Here is a 12,492-nt window from a genome sequence, read left to right as displayed (position 1 = left end):
CTTCTTAAGAGCTCAGAGGACCACCGAATCGCGGGGCAGGTCTCTGTAAATGGTATTTCCTGACTCTACCTGACAGTTGACAGCAATCATTACTCCTGCTTTCACGAGCACCTTGCCTCCTATCCGATTATCGTCCCCAAGTATAGTGCCGAGCTTCGGGGCTTTGTGAATCCTGCAGTTAATGTTTATCTCAAGGTTTTCTTTTTCTTCTGCAGTAAAACCAGGACCAAGGGTATTATTGCTTCCAATTATGGAGTTCGAAATTTGTCCATGGGAAGAAATCCTGCAGTCATTCATTATAATACTGTTCTGGATTTCGGTAAAAGACCGTATGGATACATTATCTCCTATAGTAGTGGAGGGCAAAATTACTACGTTAGGTCCGATATCACAATTTTCCCCGATTACTACGGGACCTACAATATAAGTTCCGGCACGGATTTTTGTGTTTTTCCCGATTGCAACCTTTCCGCGAATTATCACTCCTTCCTCAAGTTCTCCTTCCTGTTTCAGGTTTCTGGAGGAATTTAACACAATCGCGTTTGCTTTCAGAAGATCCCATGCGTGGACTGCATCCAGCCACTTTGATTCGGTCGGGATTGAAGTAACTACTTTTCCCTCATCAATCATAAGCTGGAGAGTGTCGGTTATCGCATATTCCCCGTTTTCGGATATGGGGGTCTTTTCAATGGTTTCAAAGACCTGAGGTGTAAAAATGTATATTCCGGTGTTTACAATATGGCTTAGACCTCCAGGCCTTTTCTCCAGAATTCGTGTGACTCTCTTCTTTTCTTTCAATACCACTCCATAACCTGCCGTGTCCTCCATTCTTACGGTTAGAAGGCTCGCATCCCCCTCATAATTATTAAGGAGATCAGCTATGGTTTTTGGCTCTACCAGGTTGTCCCCGTTCAGGACAAGGAATTCGGAATCCCCGGGATTTATTAGTTTTTTTGCCTGTTCAATCGCATGCGCTGTCCCGAGCTGGGCTTTTTGCTCGACATATTTTATATTGACCCCGAAATTCAGCCCGTCTTCAAAATAGTTCATTATGCGTTCTTTTTCATATCCGACAACCAGGATGATCTCATTGATTCCATTTTTCTCAAGCGAAGAGATAACATGTTCCAGAATAGGCCTGTTGGCCACAGGAAGCATTACTTTGGAACGAGTAAGAGTAAGAGGCCTGCAGCGCAGTCCTTCCCCTGCTGCGAGGATAATAGCTTTCATAGAGTTAAAGAATCTTTTTTTAGAATTTATACATTGCCTTCAGAACCCGCGGGTCAAAATTATAAAAATATGTTTATATATAAAAAGTGTTCAAAAACATTGTATAATATATGGCAATGAAAGGATGATCTATAAAAAAAGAAAAAATATATATAAGAAGTGAAGATTTAAAATTTAAAAAGTGAAGAGGTCACACATTTGCTTTAAAATTGGAATACAGGCTTACACATAGAAGATAAAAAGTCCTGCCACATACGCAAGATATGCCCCTAGAATTACGCCTCCTTCCCACCTTTCCAACTTTTTTCCAGTAATTCCGAAGATTATGAGGGCGAGAGATATAAGGAACATGAATGGGAAATCATACCCTGAAAGTTGTTCCGAAACGGGCAGCACCCTGATCTGAGATGATGCCCCGAGGATCATGGCAATGTCCATTGTGTTTGCCCCGAGAATATTCCCTATGGAGAGATCCTGGTGCCCTTTCCTGAGGGAAGTAATTGCAGTTGCAAGTTCGGGCAGGGATGTTCCTATTGCAACCGCTGTCAGGGCTATAATTACTTCAGGGATACCTATCCATTCGGCTATTTTTATCCCGGAATCTACCAGGATTCTGCTTCCTATAACTACGGAAAGGGAGCCAAGAACAAAGAAAGCTATGTCTCTCCGAATTTCTTTGATCCTAAGCTTTTCTCTACCTGTTTCTTTATCTCCAAATAATACGCGCTGGGTTTTTGAAGCATGGAACAGGAAAGCAAAAAACACAAGCAGAAGTAAAACTCCATCAAGCTGGTTAACATTTCCATCGCGGCTAATTATGATAAGGACAATTCCTGAAAGGAGCATGAGCCCGCTTTTAATGGGAAATGTATCATCCTTCATAGGGATTGCTTTGACAAGTATAATAGAGCCCAATACAAGCCCTGTATTGCATATGACCGACCCGACAGCATTTCCTATTGTCACATCCGTATGCCCGATATAAGCCGCTGTTGCGGAAACTGCAAACTCCGGAGCCGTAGTTGCAAAACTCACAATCGTAGCCCCTATAAGCATTTTCGGGATCCCGCTTTTGTTTGATATTGCAACTGCAGCTTCAATGAACCAGTCCGAACCTTTGCTTATCATGGCAAGGCTGAGTAGAAAAAGAAAGATCAAAAGCAAGTCCATGGCGTCCTTTAAAGTAGGCAAAGAATATAATTCAAACGCTCCTGTTTTTGCAGCACTTTATAACGTTTTTGGTCATAAAAAGTTATAACTATTATCGACAGTAAATTTACAAAATAAATCAGATGATTTTATAAGGGACAGGGATACCGAATAAATTATCGGGTACTGTGGGGGAACTTAGCCCGTTTTCCTTTCCCTTATCTCTTCCTTTTATTGCCGGCGGTATCAGGATTGCAGTTGTGTTTACAATGGGAGTCGTAACCCTTGGCGGGCTGATTGCCACAGGCGGGCTTGGGGCTGCCCTTCAGAACGGGATTCAGCTCTATTATATGGGGGACGATTTTCTTGTTACCGGGGCCTGGATGAGGCTGCTTGCGTTGCTCCTGGACGGATTTGCAGGCATACTGGAAAGCAGTCTTAAAGCAGGTATGGGACATGGTCATAACTGCGGAAATCCTGGAGGCTACGCTTGAGCATCTTTTTCTTGCTTATACAGCTCTTCTTATCGGAACCCTTGTTTCTATCCCTCTCATACTCCTTTCCCTTGTATAATGCAAAGCTTGCCTCACTTGTTACAAGGTTTTCCAACCTTATTCAGGCAGTCCCCAGTTTTGCGGCTGTGGCTATAGTTGTGCTTTTCATTGGAATTGGCTTTACCCCTGCAGTTATTGCCATTATGTTGAGAGTACTGCTTCCGATCATAAAAAACACTTATATAGGACTTTTTAATGTCGACCCTTTTCTGATCGAGTCTGCAAAAGGAGTTGGATTGACAGAATTTCAGATTATCAGGCATATAAGGCTCCCGAATGCATATCCTGTCATATTTGCAGGAACTAAGTTTGCCGTCATCCTTGCCAACAGTATTGCAGTTCTGACAGCTCTTATAGGTGGGGGAGATCTGGGGTCCATGATTTTTGAAGGGTTACAAATTTCAATACTACCAAATTCTGGCAGGACCTGCCTGTGATAGGCATAGCTCTTTTTCTGGATTTTTCTTTCTTGAGAATAGAACGCTGGCTTACTCTGGAGTAGAACGCTGGCTTACTCCGGAGTACCTTAAAAGGTAAACAGGTTCATCTATTAAAATAATTGACAATCACTCTGAGACCATTCGCCTTTATAGAGTTATTTTTTGGTAAAAAATTAATGGCGAGTTTGAAATTCTAAATTACGAATCCTGATCCGTACATTTTTACTTCCGGAAAACTATAGTATAGTGTAAAAAATATTTAATTCTTAAAGTTAGGGCATCGAATATAATACAAATCTTTTTATATGTTTTTCAGTTCTCAGATGATGCCTGACATCCCAAAATATATCAATATTAAAACACAATCTATTCTAAAGTTACTAGAAAAAATTTCATATGAAGTTACTGGTGTTACGAACAGTGCGATCAACACTGCAAATAACTTTTTATTACAAAGTACCTTGTGGACAGATTATTGGATGGTTATTGGCAATCTAAAACAACAGGTCTACTGATGAGCAATTGTATGATTAATGCAACTATCCGGTTACATAACCAATCAGAAAAGCATATAAAAGGAATTTGAGGCTAATTTCGAAGCAGAGGGCAGGGGAAGACAGGTAAAGTTTCTTTGAGGATATGTGAGACTGCCTTGAAAGGATGAACTCATTCCTCTAAACCGGATTAATTGTACGGAGCAAATACTTTTTCGGGCTTTGCAATTCTCCATGTCAGGGCTCTTTCAGGGGCAGCCGCTTCCTGCAGGTTGAATACTTTCACCCCGCTTCACACAACTTTATATCCTCTGCGGCGATACTTTAGAGTGCCTCTCAATAAGATAAACTAACCATGAGGCTTGAGGTAGAATTAAGATGAAACAAACTGCAGAATCCATTAGAGACCGGTTTATGAAACTTGGTATCGATGTGCCTGTTGAGGACATCGAAAGCAGACTCGACGAGCTGATTAAGAAGTTCAAAGTGCCTTCAAATGAAGCACAGCGAAGCGTAACAAACTACTTTTTGAAGAAATATTCGATTCCTAAAAATGAATTTTATGTCAGGCAGGCTGAGCCTCAGCTTACCAAAGTTGCGGATATTACGGAAAATGGGCAGTGGGCAAACCTTAAGGCAAAGGTTGTTCAGCTCTGGGAAAATACTCATGAATCCATCTCTCAGGTTGGGCTTCTTGGAGATGAGACTGGAATCATAAAGTTTACCATCTGGAAAAATGCCGAACTTCCTCCCCTTGAGCAGGGAGAGAGCTATCTTCTCCGAAGCGTTGTTGTTGGGGAATACAACGAAAGGTTCCAGGTCCAGGTCAATAAGAACAGTTCCATAGAGAAGCTCTCCGAGCCTGTTGAAGTCGGAGGTGGCGATTTCACTCCTGCAGCAAGGGAAGCCGAACTCAGAAATATTGTAGACCTTGTTGGGAACCAGTGGGCTACGGTAAGAGGGAAAGTTGTCCAGCTCTGGGAAAATTCCCATGAATCTATAGAACAGGCAGGGCTTATCGGAGACGAAACCGGTGTCATCAAATTCACTAACTGGGCAAGTTCCGAACTTCCGGATATGGAAGAAGGCAAAAGTTACATGCTGAAAAATGTAGTCGTTAGCGAGTGGAATGGCAAGGCTCAGGTTCAGCTTAACAAGTCAAGTTCTATAGAAACTCTCGATGAAGATATTGAAGTAAGAACTTCCGTATTTACATACGTCGGGGCAATGATTGACATTCAGACCGGTTCCGGACTTATAAAGCGGTGTCCTGAATGCAAACGGGCTCTGGTTAAAGGCGCCTGTGCAGAGCATGGGAAAGTCAAAGGAGAATATGACCTCCGGATAAAAGCAGTCCTTGACTCGGGGACTTCCACGCAGGACGCCCTGATAAACAGAGAGCTTACCGAAGAGCTTGCAGGTATATCCCTTGACAGCGCCATAGCAATGGCTGCAGATGCCCTTGATCCCGGAGTTGTACTGGACAAATTGAAACACGAGCTTGTTGGCAAATATTATACTGTCAGCGGACACAAGCTTGACCGCTATATCCTTGTGGATTCGATTACTCCAATGGCTTCTCTGGACAGGGAGCTTCTTGATGAAATGCTTGCTGAACTGGAGGTGGAGTAAATGGCAGGTTTCTTCAGAGAAGTATCGCGCAGAGTTTTTGCCCAAGAACTGAAAGACTCGAACCTCACATCCAGGGACGAAAGCGACCAGTATGCTCCGCAGTATCTCCTTACCCCGACAGGGGCGAAAGTAAACCGCATTTTCATTGTGGGCACTCTTATCGAAAAAGAAGATATAGGCACTGACTCCGAATACTGGAGGGGCAGGGTTTCCGACCCGACAGGTTCCTTCCTTATATACGCAGGGCAGTACCAGCCAGAAGCCGCTCAATTCCTTGCCGAATGCGAACTGCCAGCTTTTGTTGCGGTGATTGGCAAGACCAGCACATACACCACAGACGATGGAAATGTCCTGACCTCTATTCGCCCGGAATCTGTCCAGCAGGTAGATGAACTGACAAGAAATCTATGGGTACTCGATACCGCAAAGCAGACCCTCGAACGGATAAGGGCAGTTGAGGCACAGGAAGATGCTAACTCAAAGCTTGCAAAAGAACACTATTCCACTGATATCGAAATTTATCGTGAAATGGTAAGAAAAGCTATCGAGTCCCTTAAAGATAATGTCTGAGTATTGTAAAAGCAATTGTAGTTTAAGTTCTAATTAAGTAATCGTGAAACTCAGGGTTTTTTACCCTGAATTCATTTTTTTTAAATCAATATGCATTTTGCTTCCTGAATGGTCCTGAATCCTTTTCTTCCGTTTATTGTTTTTCTTCCGTTTATTGTTTTGATTTGTTTTTTGCTTGTTTCTTTTTGCTTCTTGTTTCTTTTTGCTTCTTGTTTCTTTTTGCTTTTTGTTTCGTTTTTTCTTACTTCTCTTCCATATAGTTCACTCCAAAATTATTCTTCACTGAATAAGTTTTTTCCAGTTTTCACGGTATCAGAACAATAAGAGGCAAAATATAGATAAATAAACGAAACATGATATAAAATGAGCAACGAGTGTTTTAATAAGATTTAACGCTAAAATTAGTTAGTAAATTAGTATATGGGATGATCCTGTGAAAACATATCTTGTGGTCTGGTTCAGTAGTGAAGGAGTTCGCCCGTCTGAGGTCAATCAGAGACTGTTGTCCCTGGGTTTCGAACCCATGCAGGGCAGCTATGACTTTGTGTATAACTGGAACAGCAATGTCGGTGTAGAGAAGATCCTCGAGTTTGGGGACAAAGTCTACCTGAGCCTTCAGGGAACAGGTTCAATGTTCAAACTGGAGACTATGTGAACTGACGGAGTTCGTCAAATACATAGTTCCGGAGACCTCGCCTAGCGAGGCATGTGCCTGATTTCTAACAACAAAAACCTTAGCATGTTCTGTTTCTACCTTTTTAAGACTTGCTGGTCAGCCTCAGGCGCTCAGGCCCCTTTTTTATTTATTCTCTTCCTGTTTTTGTGTTTTCAGGGCATCCCGGAATTTTATATATTCACAGCTGTCTCCTTCAAGATTAAGTATCCTGCCTTTAATACTTCCTTTTTCAATTATGAGTTCCACAGCACTCGGATTTGACATTCTGGGTTTTGTCGGAGAACCCGGGCACACAAGCATTACATCCTTCTTTTCAATCAAGGGACGGTGAAGGTGCCCGAAAATCAGGACATCTACTCCCATTTCTTTTGCGAGGTAACCCTGGGCAGTTGTATCCATAACTGAAAGCCCTCCTTCATGCACCACCCCGATATTTACCCCTTCAACTTCAAATTTCAGCCTTTCGGGTAGGAGCTGCCTGAGTTCGAAAGTATCATCATTTCCGTAAACAGCTCTCAGCTTGCCACTGGCATTGAATGCCTTATATGCCTCTACGTTACTGAAATCCCCTGCATGGACAATGAGGTCGCAGTTTTCAAGAATGTTTTGGAGTTGCAGGGGAATTTCTCCTGTCTTAAGGTGGGTATCGGAAATTGCGATCAGTTTCATGGGAAGCCTCCATTATAACGTAAAATATGCCTTTTGAGAATAAAAATGTACAGCGTAAACTGTAAGACTTGAGAGATACACCTGGACTTGAAATTTACGCTTAATATTGAAAGTTAAGCTTAAACTTGAAATTTATTTAATCTTTATTTAATCTTTATTTAATCTTAGATCTATTACCAACCAGGTTACCATCAACCAGGTTACCAGAACTGCTATTGATAAAAATTATGAAAAAACAGCAGGTTCGAGTCCCAAACCTATATGTTTAGGACTGTCGAACCGGAAATTAAAAATAAGGAAAAAAATTACTCAAGTGTAAGATCAACAAGTTCGTACTCAAGGTTCTCAGTTTCTAGCCTGTTCAGAAGAGCAGAGACCTGTTCATCCACTGAGACCACCAGGGATGAAAGTCCGTGATATGCAGCCTCGATAACTGATTCATTTGTCCCGAACATGACATTGGGGCTTATGCCTATCTTGCGAAGAGCAATTAACGACTCCACACCTATTGCTGCTATATAGGGTTTTGAACTTGCAAGCGTCTTCAGACGCTCGAGGTCCACTTTTCTTGACCCTCCGCGCTCAACTCTGGGAACCTTACAGATCGTTATGGTTGCGTTTTCCAGGTCTATAAGACCTTTGAGGCTGGTTACTCCCACATCATCTCCCTGGGCGGCATCGGATATGACAGTTCCTGATGCTCCTGTCTTTTCCGTGCTGCTAACATACAGGAGTCCGTGATCCATTTTCAGGTAAACCTGCTGGCCTTCTTTGACCTCTTCTTTTGTTATGGCTGTCCAGGTCGAGACATGGCTGATTATGTCCTCCATGACAAAGCGGGCATATCGCTTCATTTCGGCGGCGTTTTCAAGGACCCATTCTACGCCTTCTTTTGTTATCCTGTACCGGACGCGGCCCTCAGTGACAATCAGTCCATCATTTACAAGCTCCTTAATGTATTCGGAAACGGCCTGGGGGGTTATTCCGATCTTTGCGGCAATCTCTTTTTGCCTTACATTGGGCTGGTGGGCTGCGATCTCAATAAGGACCTGAAACTTGGTTACTCCGCTCTTTGTCTGGAGGATTTTAATCATCAATCGTAATTCTCCTCAACATCTTCAATTACTTTTAGCCTTTGCCCCATTACTGAAAGCCTTTCGGACCTGCGGGCAACAGCACAAATATAGAACGGATTCTTATTAAGAGTCCTTGTGAGGTTACTCATTGAGGTGTTGCCCTCTTCTACCAGTCTTTCCAGTTCTTCCATAGCATCCTTAACTTCTTCATACGGCTTGAAGGTCAGCATAATGATGTCGCTGAGGTCTTCAAAGGAGCACTGAAAGTTAACCTGAACCTTTGAATAAGAACTGTGGTATTCTTTTGAGGGTTTTTGTCCTGCTTCGGGGACTCTCCACTGACTTTCAAGGAGCCCGGCTTTTTTCAGAATATGAAGGCTTTTTGATGAGTCCGAACCTATAAACTCATCGATTTCCGTTCTTGTCATCCATTTGTTAGAAAGTGCATCGAATATTCTTTTATGGGTTCTGGATCCAAAAGTCCTGAGTAATGGTACTAAATAGGAAGGATCGTTAATTATTCGAGTTCGTTTACCCATTTATGTCCTCTCCTTCTCGCCTTATGTTATCAGCTTTCAAATATAATAAAGATTTGTAATGTGATTATTCGTTATAAGTAATATCAAGCCCTTCGGGGCCATCCCAGGAAAAAACAGGGGCATTACGCTTCAGGTCACGTGATTTCTCGTGCAGTGCATGGACAACAATTGGGAGGGCTATGGTAGCATCCACAAAAACCTGTACCTTTTTTGCCTGAGCTGCGATCTTACCCCAGGAAACTGCTTCATCAAAAGTGCAGCCTGAGAGTCCTCCCCAGTGCGGAGAATCTGAAGTATACTGGATAGCATATTCATGCCCACCGATATCCATTCCCAGAATAGAAGCTATTACTTCTGTCTGCTGGATAAAGTTCTTCGGGACACCGCCTCCTATATAGACTACACCTGTATGTTCTGATTTTTCCACAATCTGAGTGATTTCGTCAACATCTTTTATCTGGTCTATTTCAAGTTTCAGCCCTCTTCTCCTTGCAATAGTAAGCCCTATACCTATAGAACTGTCTGACAGTGCAGGTACAAATATCGGGACGTTGTGCCTGTATGCACTTACTACTATTGAGTCCTCAGCAGCTCCTCTCTTTACAAGCTCCTTTCCAAGAAGATACATGAACTCTCTTGAGGAACAGGTGATCTCTCCAATTTCCTCTGCAAAATCCGCAATCAGGTTATCTGCAGTTCTGAATTCCTCTTCAACTGCAAAGACATCATAAATCCTGTCCACACCGTGTTCAAAAAGTTTTTCATCATCAGCCAGATGTGAACCCACATAGTGCTTCCTGCCAAGGGCTTCGTGAGAGTCATGGAACAGGTTTGCCCCTGTGCTTACAAGGCAGTCGATCATTCTTTCCCGGATCATATAGGAAATTACCCTGCGCATGCCGGCAGGAACCATGGCTCCGGATAAGCCCATAAGCACAGTCGTGTCCTTTTCTTTGAGCATGTTATGCCAGGCCTGGACCGACTCAGCCAGTTTCCTGCCCTGGAAGCCGGTCTTTAGCATTCCGTCCATTAATTCACTTACAGACCTGTCCTTTACATCAATTGGAACGGTTGGGTTGTTTGTAAATACATTGTGATGCATACCATTCTCCACATAAATAAGCAGATCGCGATAGGTTTTGCCTGTGACCCTTAACATCCTGTCTTACAGGTGCCCGGCAATAAACGGTAAGAGACGCAAATAACGTTAAAGGATTATATATTTTTTATTAAATATCAATATATGCAGACCCTCTTGCCTGAGGACTCCTTACAGATACAGGCTTCTCCGAAGGAAGACAGATTTGCTGTATTTATGGTTATGAGTTAAGAGTGAAATGAGTGTAATAGATTGTTTCTAAGATAGTTGTAAATGGTTGGATAGCTTTCAATGATGCTCAGGTGCTGGATAACAACCTGAATACTTGATAATAACGCTCTGATGAGTGATCTTGGGGGTATATCGGTAAACAAAGCGTTGTAACAGACAGTATCAGTAAATATGTACTATCTGTAAATATACATCATCTGTAAACAAATAATGTCTGTATAATACTGCTATAATGTATATGAAGCAACAGTATTACCTGAGTCCGTGTAAGACTCGAAACCCTGTATGGAACTCATCTTGTTTAAATAATAAAAACTGCTGCGGATATTACTGTCATCCAGTTCCCGCTTTCTTGTAAGAAGGATGATCTGGGAATACTGAAGGTTTTTAGAGGTGCCTCATTTGTCCAGGTGCTGTACATGCTTCCTGCAAGTTTTATGGCATGTTCTCCTACATCCTGTGTATTTTCCCCGTAAGCATGATACTCAGAAATATAGCCATGCTTGCTAATGTCCCCGGGAAGTGCGCATCCTACGGAAGTACTCAATGTTCTCCCGGGCTCATTGGAAGATATTCTGGACATTACACAGAAAACTACCTCTCCAGGGCTCAGTTCTTTCAAACCTTCTTCCTTTGTCACAATTTCACATTTGGGGGGCAAGATAGAACTTACAGTTACCAGGTTAAATTTTTCGATACCTGCATCCCGAAGTGAGACCTCAAATGATTCCAGTTGTTCGGGGTGTGTACCGACTCCGCTTGTAAAAAATACTTTTCTTGGAATTAACTTTGCAATCATTTTTACATCCTTGAAATATCACCAGTTTAAGCTTAAATCAGATAGCAATTATTATTTTTAAGCGTTGCCCTTCAATTTCGCTGGACAGAAATCCGATTTGTGTTTCTTCACATGTTAGTGGATTGTAGAAATTCATTTCTATACTATTATATTTTAATGAGTTTTTCAGGAGATTTTAACGTGTTTTTTTCAACCTGAAGTCCTTCTATTTTTATCCATCTCTGTTAATAATTCGATTTGCTCAAAGCTTGTCTGTAACTTCTAAAGTTTTTTACTTTTATGCATTTTTACTGATATTCTCTCTTTTTAATACTTTTTACCGAAATTCTTTTACTTTCCAGCCCTTTATCAAAATCTCTCATAAGCTTTATATCATGCAGGATAATTACATCGTGTGTTACTCCCTGCAATTTTCCTGTCCGCAGTTTTTTTAATCGGGAAAAAATTCAGTTTTTTCCGGAGGCTTTCGGAAGTGCGGACCTGATTACATGCGTTACTGTAGCAGGAGATTGTGTTTTTCTGGCCTAAGGCCTGAAGACAGAACTACTATTAATTAACCCTGATCTCGATATAAAGGCAGAGAAAATGGCAGAGAAACTCAACCTTAAAGTTATAGAACTGCTTGACGGCAGGCAGCTCTCAATAAGCGGACTCTCGCGGGAACTGAAAGCTGGAGGAATAGAAGAACACAGGCTGGTTCTTACTGGCTACCTCAGGGCACTCAGGGACCTTGAACTTCTGGAGGAGATCGAAGTCCCCCCTGCCAAAATCTATGCTCTGCCTGAAAAAGGTAGGGAGCCTCTGCAAGAAAAAAGCAGGGAACTCAGGCTAGCAGATTCCTCCAATCCTGATGACATTTACCTCACTTTCAGGACCCAACTCCTTAAAATCGATCTGGACTTCCGGATTCCTGTCGGCGTGTATGTAATTTCCAGACTTTTCGAAAGGCCCTGTTTCCGCAGGGAGTTAAAACTTGCAGGGATCACCCAGAAGCACCTTGACCAGTACATGGAAAAACCCGGAATTGTTTGTGAAGCCCCCGACTCTTACCTGAAAAAGGCCAGAGCCGATATAACTAAAATAGAGATCCCCCCTGATGACCCTGCATATGAAATCCGGGAGAACAGGGAAGAGGTAACAAAGCTTGCAAATGAAGTACTTGCAGGGATGATAAAACACAGGATAGACCTCGAAGGTCTCGTAGCAAAAAGCAAGCAAACCACTCTGCTGCCCTGAAAGACCAATAATACCAATCCTGAGATATTCAATCCTGTAAACCTTTACACAGATAGAAATTACAAGCAGGACTCAAACTGCAAATATTAACCTATACC

General features: G+C 42.3%; 13 protein-coding genes. 6 read left to right on the top strand and 7 right to left on the bottom strand.

What is annotated here, in order from left to right; all coding sequences use genetic code 11:
* Positions 1-12: 12 nt before the first annotated feature.
* Both glmU and FXV91_RS16720 read right to left on the bottom strand, forming a co-directional pair.
* Positions 13-1,230 carry a bifunctional sugar-1-phosphate nucleotidylyltransferase/acetyltransferase gene (gene glmU / locus FXV91_RS16725; RefSeq protein ID WP_229391817.1) on the bottom strand — a complete coding sequence of 406 codons (1,218 nt, stop codon included), beginning with the start codon at positions 1,228-1,230 and terminating at the stop codon, positions 13-15.
* Between the two features lie 222 nt (positions 1,231-1,452).
* Positions 1,453-2,421: a calcium/sodium antiporter gene (locus tag FXV91_RS16720; protein WP_345945535.1), complete on the bottom strand. Its 969-nt coding sequence runs from the start codon at positions 2,419-2,421 to the stop codon at positions 1,453-1,455.
* Between the two features lie 146 nt (positions 2,422-2,567).
* On the opposite strand from FXV91_RS16720, the gene FXV91_RS16715 reads away from it, so the two are divergent.
* The 5 genes from FXV91_RS16715 to FXV91_RS16695 all read left to right on the top strand — a co-directional run bounded on the left by FXV91_RS16715 (position 2,568) and on the right by FXV91_RS16695 (position 6,724).
* On the top strand, positions 2,568-2,873 hold the full coding sequence (locus tag FXV91_RS16715) for a hypothetical protein (protein WP_229391816.1): 306 nt from the start codon (positions 2,568-2,570) through the stop codon (positions 2,871-2,873).
* 71 nt (positions 2,874-2,944) lie between these two features.
* Positions 2,945-3,370: an ABC transporter permease subunit gene (locus FXV91_RS16710; RefSeq protein ID WP_229391815.1), complete on the top strand. Its 426-nt coding sequence runs from the start codon at positions 2,945-2,947 to the stop codon at positions 3,368-3,370.
* A gap of 875 nt (positions 3,371-4,245) precedes the next feature.
* Complete coding sequence (locus tag FXV91_RS16705; RefSeq protein ID WP_229391814.1) at positions 4,246-5,499, top strand: replication protein A; 1,254 nt, start codon at positions 4,246-4,248, stop codon at positions 5,497-5,499.
* Positions 5,500-6,069, top strand: coding sequence for an RPA family protein (locus FXV91_RS16700; RefSeq protein WP_229391813.1), 570 nt, complete (start codon positions 5,500-5,502; stop codon positions 6,067-6,069).
* Between the two features lie 433 nt (positions 6,070-6,502).
* Positions 6,503-6,724, top strand: coding sequence for a hypothetical protein (locus FXV91_RS16695; protein ID WP_229391812.1), 222 nt, complete (start codon positions 6,503-6,505; stop codon positions 6,722-6,724).
* A 144-nt stretch (positions 6,725-6,868) separates the two neighbouring features.
* Here the strand turns inward: FXV91_RS16695 and FXV91_RS16690 are convergent, their stop codons facing one another.
* The 5 genes from FXV91_RS16690 to FXV91_RS16670 all read right to left on the bottom strand — a co-directional run bounded on the left by FXV91_RS16690 (position 6,869) and on the right by FXV91_RS16670 (position 11,158).
* Positions 6,869-7,414, bottom strand: coding sequence for a metallophosphoesterase (locus FXV91_RS16690; RefSeq protein ID WP_229391811.1), 546 nt, complete (start codon positions 7,412-7,414; stop codon positions 6,869-6,871).
* 305 nt (positions 7,415-7,719) lie between these two features.
* Positions 7,720-8,508, bottom strand: a complete 789-nt coding sequence (locus FXV91_RS16685) for a MarR family transcriptional regulator (protein ID WP_229391880.1) — start codon at positions 8,506-8,508, stop codon at positions 7,720-7,722.
* Positions 8,508-9,029, bottom strand: a complete 522-nt coding sequence (locus FXV91_RS16680; RefSeq protein ID WP_229391810.1) for an ArsR family transcriptional regulator — start codon at positions 9,027-9,029, stop codon at positions 8,508-8,510. The genes FXV91_RS16685 and FXV91_RS16680 overlap by 1 nt, the downstream gene beginning before the upstream one ends.
* A 64-nt stretch (positions 9,030-9,093) precedes the next feature.
* Positions 9,094-10,131, bottom strand: coding sequence for a deoxyhypusine synthase (locus FXV91_RS16675; protein ID WP_229391809.1), 1,038 nt, complete (start codon positions 10,129-10,131; stop codon positions 9,094-9,096).
* Positions 10,132-10,660: 529 nt separating this feature from the next.
* Positions 10,661-11,158 carry an arginine decarboxylase, pyruvoyl-dependent gene (locus FXV91_RS16670; RefSeq protein WP_229391808.1) on the bottom strand — a complete coding sequence of 166 codons (498 nt, stop codon included), beginning with the start codon at positions 11,156-11,158 and terminating at the stop codon, positions 10,661-10,663.
* 585 nt (positions 11,159-11,743) lie between these two features.
* Between FXV91_RS16670 and FXV91_RS16665 the strand changes: the two genes are divergently transcribed.
* The gene (locus FXV91_RS16665; RefSeq protein ID WP_229391807.1) at positions 11,744-12,394 is read left to right on the top strand and encodes a hypothetical protein; all 651 of its coding nucleotides are present in this window, start codon (positions 11,744-11,746) and stop codon (positions 12,392-12,394) included.
* Positions 12,395-12,492: the final 98 nt, after the last annotated feature.

The sequence above is a fragment of the Methanosarcina sp. DH2 genome (genome assembly GCF_020804225.1).
GTDB lineage: Archaea > Halobacteriota > Methanosarcinia > Methanosarcinales > Methanosarcinaceae > Methanosarcina.
Note: the sequence above shows the minus strand (reverse complement) of the source record. Positions and strands in the feature narration are given on the sequence as shown.